A 17,950-nucleotide genomic window follows, 5' to 3' on the forward strand; every position below is an offset into this window, starting at 1 on the left:
AGCATGGCTCCCTGCGGCCCGGCGTCCCGGCGGGTTCTGACCGTCCCGGCGCGGTTTCGGCCCTTACGGCCTTGGCGCGCGCTGCGGTGTTCTCGGACATTTCCGTGGCCGCGTCAAATCCCCTTGGGGGAGATAACGCGCGCTGGGCGTTCGTCAACCCGCCTTGGCGCAGAAATCCTTGCGGCGGGCTCATTTCGCCGCGATGACCTCCAGCCAGTGCCCGACGCGCGCCCCCTGCGGCGCGGTGGCGCAGAGCTGCATGACGCAGCCGGAGCAGTCGGTGAGCACATACGCGGGCGTGACCTCCGGCGCGGCGGAGAAGCCCAGCGCGCCGTCGAGCCCGTCCCAGCAGGCCGCGCCCACCCGGGCCGAGAGCTCCGGCGCGCCCAGCTGCATGATGCCGCCGAAGCCGCAGCAGCCCGCCTTGGCCGGGGTGCGCAGCCGCGCGCCCAGCAGGGCGCCCATGAGCTTGAAGTCGGAATCGGCGGGGCCAACTCCCAGGTCGGCATGGCAGGGCTTATGCCAGCCCACGATGGCCGGAGCGCCGCGCCCGGCCTTGGCCTGGGCCCCGGCCAGCAGGGCCGAGAGCGGGGTCACGCTGGCGGTCCAGGCGGCCTCCTCCTCGGCATCGGCGAACAGGCCCGCGCCCCCTTCCGGTCCGACATACTCGGCCAGGCCCTTGCGGCAGGTGGCGCAGTAGGTGACCACCAGCGGCCGCCCGGCCTTTCTCCAGGCTGCCACATTGGCGCGCCGCGCCGCGAGCTGGTCGCCGGGCAGCCCGGCCACGCCCAGGGTCGACCCGCAGCAGGAGAACCCTGCCTCGGCGAGGTTCGCGCCCAGGCCGCGGAGCAGCCGCCGCGCCGTGTCGGCCCAGACCTTCCGGGGGCCGGAGCCAACGCAGCCGTCGAACAGGACCACAGGTCGGTCGGCGTGCTTTTGGCGGTACGCTTCGGCCGGAAATTTCGTGATAGCCAGCCAGGGGCGCAGCCCAAGGCCTGGCCGAAGCCCGCGCAGGCCCTTCAGCGCCAGGCCGAGACCCGCCGGGGCGAGGGCGCTGGTCATCGACTCGGGCATGAGCGCCGCGCCCTTGGCCGCCAGCGACCAGAACGGCTTAAGCCGGGTGATCCACTGCTTCCACAGCCACTGGCGGAAGTCCGGGTGCTCCGCTCGCAGGCGGGCGATGAGCCGGGGCACGCTGACGCCCTGGGGACAAAGCTTTTCGCATTTGCCGCAGGCCAGGCACAGGCCCGCCAGCTCGGCCACGGCGGCTTCGTCCAGCGTTGCGGCGGCGAACTTCGACGGCCCGGCGAGCAGGGCCTTGGCGCGCGGGGACAGCTCCTCGCGGCCCGTCGCCGCGAACAGCGGGCACTGCTCCAGGCAGCAGCCGCACAGGACGCAGTCGCGCTCCGTCTTGGCGCCGGACTTGTCGTTGAAGATGCCGTCTGACTTGTCGTTGAACTTGTCGTCGGAAGTGTCGCCGAACTTGTCGTTGACTTTCATGCGGAGCACCAGGGCCTAAACCCAGCCCTTGCCCGGATTCAGGATGCCCGAGGGGTCGAAGACCTGCTTGATGCCCGCCATGAGGCTGCGCTCGGTCTCCGAGAGCTGCCAGGACACGTACGGACCCTTGGTGATGCCCGTGCCGTGCTCGCCGGAGATGGTGCCGCCCAGGGACAGGGTGAGCCGGAACACGGCCTCCTTGCAGGCCTTGGCCCGCGCCCGCTGGCCGTCGTCGCCCGCGTCGTAGATGATGTTGACGTGGATGTTGCCGTCGCCCAGGTGCCCGTAGCAGGCCACGTGCACGTCGTTCTCCGCGCCGATGGCCTGGAAGCCCTCCACGGCCTCCACGGTCTTGCCGCGCGGCACGGCCACGTCCTCGCCCAGCTTGTCCGGCCCGAGCTGGAAGGCAGCGGGGCTCACCAGCCGGCGGATCTCCCACAGCGGCTCCTCCTCGCCGGGGCCGAGGCCCTTCAGCAGGCACAGGGGGTTGGCCTGGGAGAGCGCGCGCGTGAGCCGGTCCAGGTCGCCTGGCAGGGCGCTGGCCGAACCGTCGATCTTGAGCAGCAGCACCGCCTGGGTCGTGTCCTTGGGCCAGGGCACGTCCCTGATCTGCGCGATGCCCCGGCAGGCCACGGCGTCCATGAACTCCAGGGCCGTGGGCAGGATGCCCGCGCGAAATACGTTATGAGCCCCTTCGAGAGCCCCCCTGAGCGAGCCGAAGGCGGCAAGCACCGTGGCCGAGGACTCCGGCAGGGGCAGAAGCTTCAGCGTCAGCTTGGTGAAAATCCCCAGCGTCCCGCAGGAGCCCACGAACAGGCGCGTCAGGTCGAGCCCGACCACGTTCTTGTGGGTGCGGCCCCCGGCGTCGCAGATCTTCCCGCCCGGCAGCACCGCGCGCACGCCGAGCACGTAGTCCCGCGTGACGCCGTATTTCACGGCGCGCATGCCGCCCGCGCAGGTGGACACGTTGCCGCCCAGGGTGGAAATCTTGAGGCTGGCCGGGTCCGGCGGGTAGAAGAGCTTCTGCTTTTGCGTCAGCGCCTGGAACTCCGCCGTGACCACGCCGGGCTCCACCTCGGCGCAGAAGTCGCTGGCGTCGATGTCGATGACGCGGTTCAGCCACAGGGTGGACACGACCACGCCGCCAAAGGCTGGCACCGCGCCGCCGCTCATGCCCGTGCCGCGCAGGCGGGGAACGAGGGGCATCTTTTCGGCCTCGGCCCAGCGCAGCAGCTCCACGATCTGCTCTTCGCTCCTCGGCCGCACCACGGCCCAGGGCAGGGCCGAACGGCGGCTGGAGTCCGCGCCGAACACGGCCATCTCCTCGGGCCTGGTCACAAGGCCGTCGCCGGGGAACAGCGCTTCCAGGAGGCGCAGGTGGCTGGGGGTGAGGGCAGTGGCGAGTGCGGTCATGTCGGATCCGGGGATGTGGCCGCCGGGTGGGGGCGGTTGCTAGCCGCGCTTGTAGTCGGCCAATTGGCGCGCGGTGTCGCGGTTCAGGTCGCGTTCCTTGATGTCGTCGCGGCGGTCGTGCACGTTCTTGCCCTTGCCCAGCGCGATTTCGAGCTTCACGCGGCCGTTCTTGAAGTACAGCCGCACCGGGATGACGGTCAGCCCCTTCTGCGAGGCCGAGGCCTGGAGCTTGGCGATCTCGCGGTTGTGCAACAGCAGCTTGCGCTCGCGGGTGGGCTCGTGCGGGTCCATGCCCGCGTTGGCATACGGCGCGATGTGCACCCCCGTGAGCCAGGCCTCGCCGTTTGCGAAGCGCACGTAGCCGTCCATGAAGTTCACGCGGCCCTCGCGCAGGCTTTTCAGTTCCGAGCCCATGAGCACGAGGCCCGCTTCCAGCACCTCGATGAACTCATAGAGCCTGCGCGCCTGCTTGTTGGTGGCGATGAGCTTCTCGCCCGCGTGGCGATTGGGATTTCCGGTCATGTGCTAGCCCCCGAGATCGTCGTTGTCCAGGAGCGAGGCAAAGAATGTGAGCTCTTCCGGGTACTTGTTGAAGATTGTGTCGCGCACGAGGCGGTTGATCTTGCCCACGGTGCGGCAGGCCAGCACCTCGCGCAGGAGCGCCTTGCACTCGCTCATGCGGGCCTGACGGATGATGCGCTTGATGCCGGGAATGGCCTGGGGCGACAGGCTGATGCAGTCGATCTGCATGCCCATGAGGATGGGGACGCAGAAGGGGTCGCTCGCCACTTCGCCGCAGAGGCTGGCCTCGATGCCGGCCTGGTGGGCGGCGTCCACCACGTGCTTGATGCTGCGCAGGATGGCCGGGTGCAGCGGCTGGTACAGGTAGGAGACGTGCGGGTTGGTGCGGTCGATGCCCACGCTGTACTGGATGAGGTCGTTGGTGCCGATGCTGAAGAAGTCGACTTCCTCCGCCAGGAGGTTAGCGATCATCACCGCGGCGGGCAGCTCGATCATGATGCCGATGGGCATGTCCTGGTTGAAGCGCTTGCCCTCGGTGCGCAGCTCTTCCTGGGCCTCGCGCAGCTTGGCCTTGGCCCGGCGCACCTCGCGCAGGCCGGAGATCATGGGGAACATGATGGACACGTTGCCGTAGGCGGACGCGCGGGCGATGGCCTTGAGCTGCGTCTTGAACAGCTCCGGGTGCTGCATGCAGAAGCGGATGGCGCGCAGGCCCATGGCCGGGTTGGCCTCCTCCAGCGCGCCGAAGCTGGCGATGGTCTTGTCCGCGCCGAGGTCCAGCGTGCGGAAGATGACCTTGCGCGGGCTCATGATGGCCGCGAGGTCGGAATACTTGTCGGCCAGCTCGTCCTCGCTGGGCAGCTCGGTGCGGTTCAGGTAGCTGTATTCCGTGCGGTACAGGCCGATGCCCTCGCCGCCGTTGTCCAGCACCGCCGCCACTTCCTCGATGAGCTCGATGTTGGCCAGCACCTGCACGCGGTAGCCGTCGATGGTCTCCGCCGGAAGCTGGCAGCCCCGGTAGATGCGGCGCTGGTAGTCCTCGAACTGGCTGGCCAGTTCGTTGAACTCGGCCAGTTCGTCCTCGTCCGGGTCCACCAGGATGCGGCCGCCCACGCCGTCGATGATGACGAGGTCGCCGTCGCCCACCGCGTCCTCCAGGTCGGAGGCGCCAACCAGGGCCGGGATGCCCAGGGTGCGGGCCATGATGCCCGTGTGCGAGGTCTTGCCGCCCTGGGCCGTGGCAAAGCCCATGATCTTGGAGACCTCGAGCGCCACGGTGTCCGCCGGGGTCAGGTCGTGGGCCATGATGATGACCCGGCCCTCCACGGCCAGAAGCTCGGGCACGGTGCCCAGCAGCCGCGCCATGACGCGGTCGCTCATGACGCGCACGTCCTGCAGGCGCTCGCGGATGTAGAGGTCGTCGAGGATGCCGAAGGCCTTCTCAAGCTCGGCCACGGCCTTCTCAAGGGCCCACTCGGCGTTGACGCGCAGCTCGCGGATCAGCTTGCCTGCGGCCCCGGCGAGCTTGGGGTCCTTCAAGATCATCAGGTGCGAGTCGAGGATGTGCTTGTGTTCCTTCAACTCGGCGGGGATGCGGTCGCGGGCGGCGGCGAGTTCGGCTTCCACGGCGGCGAAGGCGCCGCGCAGGCGGTCTTCCTCCTCGGCCACCAGGAAGGGCGGGATGGTCTGGCGCGGCAGCTCGGAACGGTGCCTGCGGTTGACGAACACGGCCTTGCCGATGGCGAAGCCCGTGGACACCGATATGCCGCGAACGATGACTCTTGCCACTACTTCTCCCCGAACTTGGCGGCGAACAGCTCCGTGATGCGGTCCACGGCCTGGGCCGCGTCCGAGCCGCTGGCGCGGATCTCAAGGGTGCTGCCCTGGGCGGCGGAGAGCGTCAGGATGTCGAGGATGCTCTTGGCGTCCACGCTCTGTCCCTGGCCCTCGATGATGATCTTGGCGGCGAAGGCCTGGGCCTCCCGCGCGATCTGGCTGGCGGGGCGGGCGTGCAGGCCGAGCTGGTTGGTCACCAGCACCTGCCGCACGCACTGCTCTCCGGCAGCGTTTCCTGAATCCTTATGTGCACTCGTTTCCGACATGATCCGACCGTGTTTCGTTGCGCCGGTGGCGCCTTAGGGAAAGCCCAGGGGCATGCCGCCGGTGGCGCGCTGCATGAGCCAGGGGATGGCGCAAAGCGCCCACAGGACGATTGCCGCCAACACCCACCTGGGCAGAACGGGCCTCAGGGTAAGCACCCCTGCCAGCCCAAGGGAGCCGATGCCCCAGGCCCAGGAGACGAAGTCCCTGGGCGGGAACAGCTGCACCCATAAATACAGGAGCAGCGCGGCGTTGAGGAACTTGACGCGCCTGCCCCAGTTGATGAGGTCCCAGCTTTTGAGGGCGCCCAGGAAGCTGAAGCCTCTGCGCAGGCCCCCAAGAAAAGTGTACACACGAAAGACCTGCAATCCAAGAAAAAAGAAAATGCCGATTCCGAGGGGCAGCGCGCGGTGCCCAGCCAGCAGCAGGCAGGTGGTGGAAAGCGCCCAGAAGATGAGCAGGCTGCCCGCGAAAACCGAGTCGCCGATGGCCGACAGGGTGTAGCTGGTGGTGTTCTTGACCTTTTCCAGGGCCTCCGGCGGCAGGCGGCGGCCCGCGATGTCGGCCTCCACGGCCAGGAAGATGCCCACCAGGCAGGGCACCCAAAACGGGTGGGAGCTGAAGTGCTTGGCGTAGCGCTTGAGGGCCTGCTCCCGCGCGGCGGGCTCCTTGTGGATGATCCACAGTCCCGGCTGCATGGCGTAGAGGATGCCCACGCTCATGAGCCCGCGCGGGTTCATGGAGGCGCCCACGAGGTACGTGCGCAGGAAGCAGCGCAGGTAGGCCTTGCCGCGCTCGGTCCAGAAGCCTTGCAGCGACGGCATGTCAGCGGTCCCTTGCGGGATTCGGGGTGGGCGTAGGGCTGAGTCCCAGCTCGCGCGCCAGGGCCAGGTCGGCCTCGATAGGCGAGCCGGAGGTCGTCAGGTAGTCGCCGATCATGAATCCGCTGGCGCCGGAGTTGAACAGGGCGCGCTGGCCGTCGCCGCCTTCTGGCTGCGGGCCCGCAGGGCCGAACACCGCGCTGCGCCCGCCGCACACGCGCAGGTTGGCCTTGGGCAGCATGAGCCGCAGCAGGGCAAGGATGCCCAGGGCCTCCTGCCGGGAGAGCACGCTGCGGTGTTCCAGGCGCGTGCCAGGGATGGGCGTCAGGAAATTCACGGGCACGTTCTGCACGCCAAGCTCAAGCAGCGTCTGGCCCAGCTCGGCGCGCTGCTCCCAGCTCTCGCCCAGGCCGAAGATGCCGCCGCAGCACACGAACAGGCCGGTGTTGAGCGCCAGGCGCACGGCCTCCACGTCGTCCTCGTAGTCGTGGGTGGTGCAGATCTGCGGGAAGAAGCTCTTGGCCGTCTCCAGGTTGTGGTGCACGCCCGAGAGCCCGGCGTTCTTCAGCCGCATGAGCCGCGAGGGCGTGAGCAGGCCCACGGAGACGTCGGCGTAGAGCCCGGCCTGGCTCACCAGGTGGACGGCCTCCAGCAGGCGCTCGAAGTCCGCCTCGGACAGGCTGAGCCCGCTGGCCACGATGCCGAAGCGCGAGGCCCCGGCAGCGCGGGCGGCTTCCGCTGCTGCGGCGATCTCCAGGGGCTCCAGGAAGGCGTGGCGCGGGCTGGCGGTGTTGTGGCTGCCGGACTGGGCGCAGAAGGCGCAGTCCTCGGTGCAGTCGCCGCTCTTGGCGTTGACGATGGCGCAGAGGTGCAGGCTGTTGTCGAAGTGGCGGCGGCGCACGGCGCGCGCTCCCGCCAGCAGGCGCTCGAAGCTCACGTCAGCGTCTGCGCCGGACGAAAGCGTCCCGGCTCTCGCGGCGTCGAGCACGGCCTTGAGCGCCGCCCCGTCCAGGGGGCGCTCGTCCAGGGCCAAAACGATGGCCCGGTCCAGTTCAGCCGTTGTGCCCAAGGCGCTCATAAATATCCTTCACGCTAAAGCCCGGCACGCGTTCCGCCACGCGCCTGGCCACTTCGCGGGGCTTGCCGCCGCGCGCCTTCTCCTCGGCCATGACCGCCTCAAGGCTGGTCTCCGCCTCGGCCCTGGCCCCGTCTCCGGTCAACACGCCGCCGCCCACGGGCTCCGGCCCGATCACCACGGTGATCTCGCCCAGCACGTCGAGCCTGGCCTCGTCGAGCCTGCCCAGCCGCCCCAGGATAAACTCCTCGTAAATCTTGGTCAATTCCCGGCACAGGGCGAATTCGCGGTCGCCCAGGACCTCCGCCGCCAGGGAAAGCGTGGCTGCGAGGCGGTCCTTGCGCTCGAAAAACACCAGGGTGGCGCCGGTGGCGGCGTGGCGGGCCAAAAGCTTCCTGGCCTGGCCCTTCTGCCGGGGCAGAAAGCCGAGGAACGTGTACGGCGCTGGCGGCAGGCCGCAGGCCGAGAGCGCCACCGCCGGGGCCGAGGGGCCGGGCACGGGGATGACCCGGAAGCCCGCCTCGCGGCAGGCGCGCGCCAGCCGGAAGCCGGGGTCGGAGAGCACCGGGGTCCCGGCGTCGCTGATGAGGGCCACGGCCTGGCCCTGCATGAGCATCTCCAGCACCTGGGGCACGCGGCCGATCTCGTTGTGCTCGTGCAGGCTGAAGAAGCCGGGGCGCGCGCGTTCGATCATGAGCCGCCGGAAGAACAGCCCGGCGCGGCGGGTGTCCTCGGCCAGCACGGCGTCGGCTTTGGTGAGCACGTCGCGGGCGCGGGGCGAGAGGTCGGCGTCGTTGCCGATGGGCGTGGCCACCACATACAGGCCGGGGGCCAGCGGGGCGGAGGCGGGGCTGTGGTCCGGGTTCAATCGAAGTCCGCCAGCAGCGCGCCCACCTGGATGCCCATGACCTCGGGGCGGCTGTCGTAGAGATGCCGGATGCGCCAGCGGGCCTGGTGCAGCTGCTCGTTGTTGATGCCGTTCCGAAGCGCCGTGTCGGCCTCGATGAAGGCGGCGAGGTGGTCGCACATCTTGAGCAGCGGGCCGTCCTTGGGGTCCAGTTCGTCGCGGTTCATCCCGCCGCGCAGGTCCCCCTCGGTGACGTGGCGGACCTGCGGGCCGTCGTCGCCGTCCTCCACCACGGTGGCGATGAACTCCGAGCCCACGGCCAGCCCCAGCAGGTAGCTCAGCCGCTCGGAGAGGTCGGCGCAGCCGCCGTTGCGCAGGGGGGCCAGCAGGCGGTTCTCCAGCTCCTGGTTCTCGTACTGCTTGATGAGCTCGCCGATGGAGGCGTCGGAGGACTTCACCGGCGAGATGATGTCGCGGGTGAGCAGTTCCGGCAGGTCGTGGAACAGGCCGGTGAAGAAGTTGTTCTGGCGCCGGGCGCGACAGGCTTTCGCCTCCACGCTGAAGAACCAGGAATAGGCCGCCACCAGGAACATGTGGCCGAGCACCGTGGTCTCGGGCACGCGGGGGGTCTGCGACCAGCGCTTCTGGAAGCGGAGCTGGCCCGCGCGCGCGGCGAACCGGGCGAACTCGTTGTCGCCGGCCAAAAGCTCGCTCACCCCGGGGATGTCCGTCAGCCCCTTCAGGCGCGAGACGAAGCTCTCCTCGATCTCGGGCATCTCCTCGTCGTGGGCGTTGAAGGGCCGCAGCACCCGGAACTCCGAGTAGGAGGCGTAGAGGTGCGCGGCCATGAGGATGCGCCGGGCGAGGGTCTTCTCCTCGGGCTCCATGAGGGCGTCGGTCATGCGGGTCCAGAACTCGTCGCCCAGGGGGGCCAGCCGGGGCTTGAGCTGCGGCAGCACCCAGCGGGTGAGCTTCTGGTAGTCCTCGCGGTTGGCCTTTATCTTGTAGAATACCGGCGGCTTGATGTCGGTGATGACCAGGCGGTAGAAGTAGTCGAAGAGCCCGCCCTCGATGGTCTCGTCCACCAGGTCCAGGCGCATCGCCAGGGGCATGTCACGGGTGACGCGGGACAAGAGCATCCAGGCCACGATCATCTTGTGGGCCTGCTTGTCCACCTCCATGAGCTCCATGGGCCGGAGCCGGTCGTTCCAGCGCTTCATGAACGCGCCGGAAAAAACCAGTTGGAGCAGGCTCTTGCGGATCACCGTGGACATCTGGGCCTCCTTCGGACTTTCGTGATGCCTCCATCTATCGCGCTTTCAGGGCTCCCGGCAAGGGGGCGGGGACGGCCGCCCGGCCGGGGTCACTGCGGCGCGAGCGAGTGCATCAACTCGAAAAAAAACCGCGGCTCCTGGTGCTTGTGCAGGTTGTACCAGGCCGCGAGGGTCTGCTCTGAAAACACGTCCAGCGCCGTGAGGATCCGCGCCGCGAACTCCAGCGGGGCCACGCCGCTGGCGGTGATGAGGCCTTCGGCGCTGACTGCTGGCTCGGCCCGGTAGAGGGGCTCGCCCTTGTAGGCCGGGCACATCTGCTTCAGGAAGCCGAGGTCGTTGCTGGTGTGCGGGCGGGTGTCCAGCATGCCAGCCTGGGCCAGGGCCATGGTCGCGCCGCAGATGGCGGCCACGGGCACCCCGGCGGACAAGAACTCCCTGGCCTTGGCGATGGCCGGGGCGTGCAGGGGCTCAAGCCATGTCTCGCCGCCGGGCAGCAGCAGCAACGCCGCGTCCTCCGGCCTGATCTCGTCCACCGCCACGTCCGGCAGGAGGCGCAGCCCGCCCATGGTCGTGACGGGCTCGGCGGAGAGGGCGCAGGTCTTCACGGCCAGCTTCGGCGCGCCTGTGCGGAAGAACCGGCCGGAGTTCAGCTCGGCCAGGGCGAGCCCCGGCTCCCAGTCGGCCATGGTGTCCAGGGCGTACAGGTAGACGGTGCGCCCCGGCATCACGGCCTCTCAAGGACTTTGGGGATGAACAGGGCCAGGCACTCGGCGTGGGCCGTGTGGGGGAACAGGTCCACCGCGCGCACCGCGGCCAGCTCGTAGGCCTCCGCCAGCAGCCCGGCGTCGCGGGCCAGGGTGGCCGGGTTGCACGACACGTAGACCAGCCGGGGCAGGGGCGTGTGGACCAGCCACTGCACCAGGCCGAAGTCCAGGCCTTCGCGCGGGGGGTCCACCACGGCCACGGCAGGCTGCTCATAGCCTTCGGGCAGGCGCAGGGGGATGGGCTCCTGGCCCGACAGGTCGGCGCGCAGGAAGCGGCAGTTGGCTATGCCGCCGAGCTTGGCGTTGGCCTCGGCGTCGGCGATGGCCGAGGGGTTCTGCTCCAGCCCCAGCACGCGCCCGCAGGACCCGGCCAGGAACAGCGAGATGCCGCCGCCGCCGCAGTAGAGGTCATACACCGTGTCCGTGGGGGCGAGGTCGGCCAGGTCGCGCAGGGCGGCGTACAGGGCCTCGGCGCCCTTGGTGCAGGTCTGGAAGAAGGCGTCCGCGCTGATGGAGTAGCGCACGTCCTCCAGCGCCTCGATGAGCACCGGCGCGCCCAGGGTCAGGCGCGTGCGCTCGGCCTGGGCGAGGCCGTCGGAGCGGCCGCGTTCCGAGTGGACAAAGCCCGTGAGCTTGGGGAAGCGGTCCAGCAGCTCCTGCCCCAGGGCCTGCACCGCGCGGCCCTGGCCCTCGGTGGCCGGGGAGGTGATGAGCTGGGCCAGCAGCGCGTCCTGGTGGACGCTGTGGCGCAGCACCAGGTGCCGCAGGAAGCCCTCGTGGCTGGCGCGGTCGTAGGCGAGGAGCCTGGCCTGCTTGCAGCCCTCGCGCACGGCGTGCACGATCTGCTCCCCGACCTCGGGGAAGATGGGGCAGGAGGCGAGGTCGAACACACGTCCAACGCCGGTGGCCTGGCCGGAAGCGCTGGCCTCGTAGAGGCCCAGGCGCAATGCGTCGCCCTTGCCCTGGAAGGCGAACTCCATCTTGTTGCGGAAGCGCTGGCTGTGCGGCGCGGCCACCGGAGGCAGCACCGTGCCCGGCACCACCTTGCCGATGCGCGCGAGGGCCTCCAGGATCTGGCGCTGCTTCCAGGCCAGCTGGCTCTCCGGGGCGAGGTGCTGCAGCGAGCAGCCGCCGCACAGGCCGAAATGCGGGCAGAAGGGCTCCACGGCCTCGGGCGAGGGGGTGAGGGTTTCGGCCACCACGGCCTCCGCGTGGCGGCGGTGGACGTGGGTGAGGCGCGCGCGCACGCGGGAACCCGGCAGGGCTCCGGCCACGAACACGGCCATGCCCGCGCCGGTGAACTCGTCCACGCCGTCAATGCGCTCAGGCATGCGGCCCACGCCCGCGCCGCCGAGGGCCAGGGCGTCGATGTCGAGGTCCACCAGCTTGCCGCTGAGGGGCGAGGCGGCGGCGCTGGAGGCGCGGTGGCCCGTGCGATGGGTGGCCCCGTGGCGCGGGGTTCGGCCCGAGGAACTGTGCGAATGGCGGCCGGATTTGTGGCTGCCGCCGCCGCGGCCCGAGGTGTTGCGAGTCATGGGGTGTCCTATGTTCTGCTGCGGGCATGCGCCCCGCATGGGTTATTTCTGCGGTTGGGCCGGGCCTTCGTAGCCCGTCAGGTCCATGTAGAACGAGCCCACCACGACCTTGCTCTTGACGCGCACCGGGATGCGCCGTGCGTCGGTGGTGATCCAGACCTGGAGCTTGGCGTCCGGGCTCTTGCGGAACACGCCGCCGATCTCCTTGACCTCCGGCTCCACCAGGAAGGTGTCGAACTCGCCGGCCTTGGTGGTGATGGTCTCGCGCTTGAGCACGCGGGCCTTGCCCACCACGGCCTTGTCGCCGTCGGTCACGGGCGCGGCGAACTCATAGCCCACCTCCAGCGGCTTGGTGCGGAACAGGAAGAGCATGGCCAGGGGGTCGAAGGTGCCGGGCTCGGTGCGCACGAAGTTCTTGAGCGCCCCCTTGCTGTAGCGGTAGGCCATGTTGCCCTGGGGGTTGAAGCGGATCAGGTAGTGGCGCACGTAGTCGCCCTCGGACTGGTCCTTCTGGTACAAAAGCGAGCGCGTGACGCCCGGGTCCACCCAGGACTGCATCTCGTCGCGCACCTTGTAGAACTTGTCGATGAAGGGCGTGCTTTTGGCCCGGGCGCGGAAAAGCAGGGCCGGGCGGCCCTCGGCCTCGGCGCCGGGCAGGGTCTCCAGGGTGGCCGAGCCCGCGTGGATGAAGGTCCAGTACAGGTCGTAGGTGAGCTTTTCCCCGGCCGTGAAAGGATACTCGGCCCGGGCCGGGAGGGCCGCAAGCAGCACAAGAAGGAGCGCGAGGGCCGCGAAGCGTTTCATCCGCCGGAGAGTGGGGCTCCGGCGGCCATTTGTCAAGGTCGCCCACAACCCTTGCATCTGGTGGCCTGGACGCGATACAAGGGACGCACCCGCCTGGCGCCGCCTCATGGTGAGGCCGAGGCTGGCGGAGAAACCCTGCCGAGAGGAGAGCCTATGCTGTTTCGCAAGCGCGCCTGGGACATGATGCGCGAGGAGTTCGCCTGGGTGGAGGAGTCGGCCAGCCTGGCCGAGGTGGTGCGCGTCCTGCGCGAGAGCCAGAAGCTGACCCCGGAGAACAACGTGGTGCTGGTGCTGACGAAATCCGGCGACGGCGAGACGCGCAAGCTCAAGGGCGCGGTGTCGGTGTGGAAGGTTTTGCAGTCCGTGGACGAATGCGTACTGCGCGACCCCGAGCTCAAGGTGGCCAGGGAGAGCGACTTCGACAAGACCTTTGCCCGGGCCTGCGCCGTGTGCACCCATACCTCGCTTGACCGCCACATGGAGCCGGACGTGCCCATGCTCAAGCCCAGCGACCCGCTGCCCGTGGTGCTGGAGCTGTTCCTGCGCAAGAAGCGCGGCTGGGCCGTGGTGGAGGAGAACGGCAAGGTGCTCGGCGTTGTGCTGGTGGCCGATGTCTATGGCGAGATATCCCGGGACATGTGCGGCGCGTTCTAGGCCCTGCCGCGAGCGGAAAAACAACGCCCCGGAGCCAGCGCGGTTCCGGGGCGTTTTTAGTTGCAGGCCGGGGGCGACTACTTCATGGGCTTCAGGCGCACGGCCGTGCCGTAGCAGGAGTAGTACTTGTCGCCCTCGGGGTGGAAGGCCACGGTCTCCCGGTAGCCCAGGATGGCGTCTGCGTTGACCTCCAGCGCCTGGGCGATGAGGCCGTAGAACGCGTTGTCGAAGTTGTAGCTGCGGCAGACGATGAGCCCGAAGGTGCCCAGCACCTCGCGCGTGGGGACGGAGTCGAGCGTCACGATCTTGAAGCGCCCGGCCATGTAGTGGTCCTTGGCGAGGCCCAGGCGCGGGTCGTTCTTGGGCTCTTCCTCCACGGGTTTGGCCTTGCCGCTGCTGAATATGGCCATGAAGCCTCCTCCGTCACTCTGCGCCCTGCGGCCGATCCCGCTGTCCGCGCCTATGGTTTCAAGTCCTCTAGCCCAACCAAGGCCCCGTTATCAAGGGGCCGGAAGCGCCTACGGCTCCACCTGCACCACAAAGGCGCCGTCCCACTTCAGCACGGCCCCGGCTGTGGCGCGCACGTCCTCGGCCCTCACCTGCTGGGCGCGCTCCACCAGCTTGCGCTCCATGTCGCGCTCGTAGCCCTGCACCAGCGCTCCGGCGGCCTCGCCGCTGCGCGCCAGCAGCGACTGCCGGTCCTGGTAGTACTCGCCGCTCAGGATGTTCTTGGCGCGGGCAAGCTCGGCCCCGGGCAGGGCCTTTGCGCCGATGTCCTCGGCGGCCTTGCGGAAGCCCTCCATGGCCTGGGGCACCTTGTCCGGGTCCGTGGCGATGTAGAAGGCCATGAACCCGGCGTGCTTGCCCTGGGACAAGAAGGCCGTCACCGTGTAGCCGAGTCCCTGGCGGTCGCGCAGGTCGCGGAAGAGCAGGCCGCTTTGGCCCGCCAGCGCCGCGCGCAGCACCGAGAGCCGGGCGCTGGCCTCCAGGTCCTCGCGCCCCGGCGCCGGGAACACCACCAGCAGGTGCGACTGCTTGCGGCCCTTGAGCGTGAGCGTCTTACTGGTCTTGGGGTTCCAGGCCGGGGTGGCCGGGACGTAGGCCTTGGGCTCCACGCGCAGGTCTTTTTCCAGGGCCTGGGCAAAGGCCGTGATGGCCGCCTCGTCGAAGGTGCCGCAGACCGAGAGCACGAACGGCTCGCGCGACTGCCTGGCCCAGAAGTCCCTGGCCTGGGCGGCGGTCATGCGCGCCACGTCCGTGGCCAGACCCAGGCGCTTGTAGCTCTGCGGCGCGGAGGCGAACAGGATGCCCGACAGGTTGCGGAACAGCAGGCTGATGGGCTGGTCCTCGCTGCGCTTGATGCCGTTCAGCTGGTCCTCGCGGGCGCGCGCCAGCTCCTTCTCGGCGAAGGCCGGGCTCACCAGCGTCTGGCGCACCAGGTCGAGCATGTCGGCGCTGAAGCGGCTGGGGAACTTGGCGTTGACGCTGAAGGTCTCCGTTCCCGCGCCCGCGCCCAGGCTGGCGGCGCGGTCGGCCAGGAAGTCCTCCAGCTGGTTGGCGCTGAGCTTCGCGGTGCCGCGCCCGAGCATGGAGGCCGTGAGCGTGGCCAGGCCCTGCTCGCTCGGCTTCAGCAGGCCGTCGCCGCCGGGCCAGGCCAGCGAGAGCGCCGTGTAGGGCAGGGTGTGGTCCGGCTGGAGCACAAGGGTGCCGCCGCCGGGCAGCTTCAGCTGGCGGACGGCCTTGGCGCTGCCGGCCTCGGCGCCGTCGCTCGCCCCGGCCTTGGCGGGCCAGCGGCCCTTCAGGGCCTGGAGAAGTTTGGCCTGGTCGATGAGCCCGTCTTTGGGCGCCAGGATCGCGGCGGACAAACGTTCGGGCCGGAAGTACTCGCGGTACAGGGCGGAGAGCTGGGCGCGGTTCGCCCCGGCGACGCCCAGCAGGTAGTTGGCCTCGCCCTGGGGGCCGCCCTCGAAGGCGTACTGGTGGCTGATCTTGCCCGCCAGCCCGGCGATGGTCTCACGCGTCAGGAACAGCCCGGCCTCGATGTTTGTGCGGGCGCGCGCCAGCTCCTGGTCGGAGATGTCCGCCGGGTCGAAGGACGCCAGCTCGGCCACGAGCGCGTCCCAGAATTTCGGCAGCTTGTCCGCGTCGAGCTCCGCGGCCACCATGAGCACGCCGGAGCGCTCCATGTTGCTGCTGCCCACGCTGATGGAGTCCACCAGCCGCAGGTCGTACTTGAACTTGCGGTACAGGCGCGAGGTGGAGTCGCCGCCGAGCACCTGGGCCAGCACGTCCAGCCCGGCCATCTTGGCCGAGAGGAAGTCCGGCGCGGGGAAGGCCAGGGCCATGTGGACCTTGTTCCAGGGGCCGCGCACCACCTCCAGGTGCGGGCCGTCGGCCTTGGGCGCGGGGAAGGGCACGGGCGGAACGATCTGGCCGGTGTTGCTCAGGCCGCCCAGCAGGCGCTCGGCCTCGGCCAGCACCTCGGCGGCCTTGACCCGGCCCACCACGCACAAAAGCATGTTCTGGGGCTGGTAGAGCGGCGCGATGTAGTCGCGCATGGACCGGGTGGTGACGGCGCGCACGGTGTCCGTGTAGCCGATGATGGGCCACGCGTAGCTCGTGTCCTTCCAGAGCATGCGCTGCACGGTCTGGAAGAGCATGCTGTCCGGGGAGTCCTGGCCGCGCTTCAGCTCCGCCAGCACGACCTCCTTCTCGCTCTCAAGCTCCTTGGGGTCCAGCGTGGGCCTGAGCGTCATGTCCACCACCGTCGCCAGGCCGAGCTTCCAGCTCTGGTCCGGCACCTCGACGTAGTAGGTGGTGTGGTCGAAGCCGGTGCCCGCGTTCAGGCTGCCGCCAGCGGCCTCGATGCGCCGGGCCACCTCGCCCACCGCCATGTCTCCCGCGCCCTTGAACACCATGTGCTCCAGCACGTGGCTGATGCCCGCCTGGGCCGGGGTCTCGTAGGCCGAGCCCGCGTGCACCAGGATGCGGATGTTCACCAGAGGGAAGCGGTCGTCCTCGCGCACCAGCACGCCCATGCCGTTTTTCAGGCGCACCAGGGTGTTGCCCGCGCCGAGGTCCTCGGCAGGGGTGGCGCTTGCGGGCAGGACGGCCGCCACCGCTGCGGGACGGGCCTTGCGCGGGGCGGATTTCTTGCCTGCCGCCAGCAGGTTCGTGGCGCAGAAGAGCGCGAGCAGGGGAACAAGCCAGAGGGCGGAGCGGGACGTGATGCGGCGCATGAAGACTCCTTGGGCAGTGGCGCGGTGGCCGGGGGCGCGAACGGATAGAAAAAACACGCAGAGGGCAAGATAAGCCCGAGAGAGGCGGTGGGCAAGGGGCAGCGAGCAGGTCGGGCCGGAACGTTGACTTGGCCTCGCGCGGGGTCTAGTCATCTGTGAATTCATGACTCACGGCGACGGAAGGAGGCTCCTGTGCGGCGAATCATCCCAGGCATTCTGCTCGCGTTCCTGCTGCTGGCGGCGTTGCCGCGGCCCTCACTGTGCAGCGGCGAGCCCAACACCTTGCCCGACCACGCAGCCATTGATCTGGCCGCGCTGCAGGCCGCCTACCCCGGCGCCATTAAAGGTCTGGAGCGCAACGCCGAGGGACGCCTCGAGCTCGTGCTCAGCACCGGACAGCGCCTGATGTACGACGACGGGCGTACCGATGCCGCTCCCGCCGAGGCCGGGCCTGCCCGCGACAGGCGCGCCGCCGACGCCCAGCAAAACCTCGCTTCGCCAGACATCCGCACCATGATGGCCCAGGTCTACCCGCTCGGCCCGGTCGACGACCAAAGCGCCCACCCCGCTCCAGGCTTCGACCCCGGGCGCTCGCGCGTGCAGGAGCTCTTCACGGCCCTCTACGGCGCCAGCGAGGTCCAGGTGCGGAAAAACTGCGTGCCCGTGCGCTTTGACGGGCACACGCTGCCCGCCAACGCCCGCTTCGGTGCGGCCCAGGCCCTCGAGCGAGTCTGGAAACGCATTGAGACCCTGCTGCCGCAACACCCCGAATTCCTCCCCGTCCTGAGGCCACTGGGCGAAACCCTAGTCTGGCGGGTCATCGCGGGAACCAAGCGCCTCAGCATGCACTCCTTCGGCATCGCCCTGGATGTGAACCCCAAGCTGCCCTACTGGCGCTGGGAGCCACACCCCGAAACCATCCCGGCCCAGTGCAAGGCCTTCCCGCCGGAGATCCTCGCGGCCTTCGAGGCGGAAGGCTTCATCTGGGGCGGAAAATGGGCCAGCTTCGACCTCATGCACTTCGAATACCGGCCGGAACTCATCCTCAAAGCCCGCGCCCTGGCGCAACAAGCCCGGTAGGCCGGGGCTGGGAGACGCCTCCGGCGGCCGGTGGCCTGAGGCCCCCGGACCCCCCAGCTGGTTTGGGGCAAGGGTGGCGAGGGCAGGGCGCGTCGGCTGGGCTGGGCGAAGGCAATGTGCGCGGGTTTTTCGAGGGGGGACCCTCGAAAAGCCCCGCGCACGGTTGGCCCCGTTTCTTGGGAGGGAAGGCAGAACGAGACGGGCGGCAGGCTGATTTTCTGGCAAAACTTTTATTAAACCGAACTGAAAGATCCGAATAAAGGCACCCTCTCGTGGCTGCCCCCCCCGAAAGCCGAAAGGGCTGTTTCAGGTTCCTCCTGAA

Annotated in this window: 16 protein-coding genes; 2 read left to right on the forward strand and 14 right to left on the reverse strand. The window is 69.4% G+C overall.

All coding sequences use genetic code 11. The features are described 5' to 3' along the window. Positions 1-189: 189 nt before the first annotated feature. From RDU24_RS06230 to RDU24_RS06285, 12 genes are all read right to left on the reverse strand, one after another. Positions 190-1,500, reverse strand: coding sequence for a (Fe-S)-binding protein (locus tag RDU24_RS06230; protein ID WP_308734884.1), 1,311 nt, complete (start codon positions 1,498-1,500; stop codon positions 190-192). 15 nt (positions 1,501-1,515) lie between these two features. Beyond that, complete coding sequence (locus RDU24_RS06235) at positions 1,516-2,913, reverse strand: FAD-binding oxidoreductase (RefSeq protein WP_308734885.1); 1,398 nt, start codon at positions 2,911-2,913, stop codon at positions 1,516-1,518. Between the two features lie 39 nt (positions 2,914-2,952). Then, positions 2,953-3,435, reverse strand: a complete 483-nt coding sequence (gene smpB / locus RDU24_RS06240; RefSeq protein WP_308734886.1) for an SsrA-binding protein SmpB — start codon at positions 3,433-3,435, stop codon at positions 2,953-2,955. Positions 3,436-3,438: 3 nt separating this feature from the next. Continuing rightward, on the reverse strand, positions 3,439-5,223 hold the full coding sequence (gene ptsP / locus RDU24_RS06245; protein ID WP_308734887.1) for a phosphoenolpyruvate--protein phosphotransferase: 1,785 nt from the start codon (positions 5,221-5,223) through the stop codon (positions 3,439-3,441). After that, on the reverse strand, positions 5,223-5,483 hold the full coding sequence (locus RDU24_RS06250) for an HPr family phosphocarrier protein (protein WP_308734888.1): 261 nt from the start codon (positions 5,481-5,483) through the stop codon (positions 5,223-5,225). The genes ptsP and RDU24_RS06250 overlap by 1 nt, the downstream gene beginning before the upstream one ends. An 87-nt stretch (positions 5,484-5,570) precedes the next feature. Further along, entirely contained in the window at positions 5,571-6,359 is a 789-nt protein-coding gene (locus tag RDU24_RS06255) for a PTS system mannose/fructose/sorbose family transporter subunit IID (protein ID WP_308734889.1), read from the reverse strand. A 1-nt stretch (position 6,360) separates the two neighbouring features. After that, positions 6,361-7,434 (reverse strand): biotin synthase BioB, encoded by a 1,074-nt coding sequence (gene bioB, locus RDU24_RS06260; protein ID WP_308734890.1) that lies wholly within the window; start codon positions 7,432-7,434, stop codon positions 6,361-6,363. Continuing rightward, a complete protein-coding gene (gene rsmI / locus RDU24_RS06265; protein ID WP_308734891.1) occupies positions 7,409-8,299 on the reverse strand; it encodes a 16S rRNA (cytidine(1402)-2'-O)-methyltransferase in 891 nt (296 codons plus the stop codon). Before rsmI ends, bioB begins: the two co-directional genes overlap by 26 nt. Further along, a complete protein-coding gene (locus RDU24_RS06270) occupies positions 8,296-9,552 on the reverse strand; it encodes an HD domain-containing protein (RefSeq protein ID WP_308734892.1) in 1,257 nt (418 codons plus the stop codon). The genes rsmI and RDU24_RS06270 overlap by 4 nt, the downstream gene beginning before the upstream one ends. Before the next feature lie 89 nt (positions 9,553-9,641). Beyond that, positions 9,642-10,277 (reverse strand): type 1 glutamine amidotransferase family protein, encoded by a 636-nt coding sequence (locus RDU24_RS06275; RefSeq protein ID WP_308734893.1) that lies wholly within the window; start codon positions 10,275-10,277, stop codon positions 9,642-9,644. Continuing rightward, positions 10,277-11,851 carry a 23S rRNA (uracil(1939)-C(5))-methyltransferase RlmD gene (gene rlmD / locus RDU24_RS06280; RefSeq protein WP_308734894.1) on the reverse strand — a complete coding sequence of 525 codons (1,575 nt, stop codon included), beginning with the start codon at positions 11,849-11,851 and terminating at the stop codon, positions 10,277-10,279. Before rlmD ends, RDU24_RS06275 begins: the two co-directional genes overlap by 1 nt. Positions 11,852-11,893: 42 nt before the next feature. Next, positions 11,894-12,655, reverse strand: coding sequence for a DUF3108 domain-containing protein (locus tag RDU24_RS06285; RefSeq protein WP_308734895.1), 762 nt, complete (start codon positions 12,653-12,655; stop codon positions 11,894-11,896). A 153-nt stretch (positions 12,656-12,808) separates the two neighbouring features. Between RDU24_RS06285 and RDU24_RS06290 the strand changes: the two genes are divergently transcribed. Beyond that, positions 12,809-13,309 (forward strand): CBS domain-containing protein, encoded by a 501-nt coding sequence (locus tag RDU24_RS06290; protein WP_308734896.1) that lies wholly within the window; start codon positions 12,809-12,811, stop codon positions 13,307-13,309. Positions 13,310-13,386: 77 nt separating this feature from the next. Here the strand turns inward: RDU24_RS06290 and RDU24_RS06295 are convergent, their stop codons facing one another. Both RDU24_RS06295 and RDU24_RS06300 read right to left on the reverse strand, forming a co-directional pair. Beyond that, on the reverse strand, positions 13,387-13,719 hold the full coding sequence (locus RDU24_RS06295) for a hypothetical protein (RefSeq protein WP_308734897.1): 333 nt from the start codon (positions 13,717-13,719) through the stop codon (positions 13,387-13,389). Between the two features lie 108 nt (positions 13,720-13,827). Continuing rightward, entirely contained in the window at positions 13,828-16,548 is a 2,721-nt protein-coding gene (locus RDU24_RS06300) for a M16 family metallopeptidase (RefSeq protein ID WP_308734898.1), read from the reverse strand. Between the two features lie 192 nt (positions 16,549-16,740). Between RDU24_RS06300 and RDU24_RS06305 the strand changes: the two genes are divergently transcribed. Next, a complete protein-coding gene (locus tag RDU24_RS06305) occupies positions 16,741-17,628 on the forward strand; it encodes a M15 family metallopeptidase (protein ID WP_308734899.1) in 888 nt (295 codons plus the stop codon). The last annotated feature ends 322 nt before the right edge of the window (positions 17,629-17,950 follow it).

It is taken from the genome of Humidesulfovibrio sp. (genome assembly GCF_031082295.1).
Taxonomy (GTDB): domain Bacteria; phylum Desulfobacterota; class Desulfovibrionia; order Desulfovibrionales; family Desulfovibrionaceae; genus Humidesulfovibrio.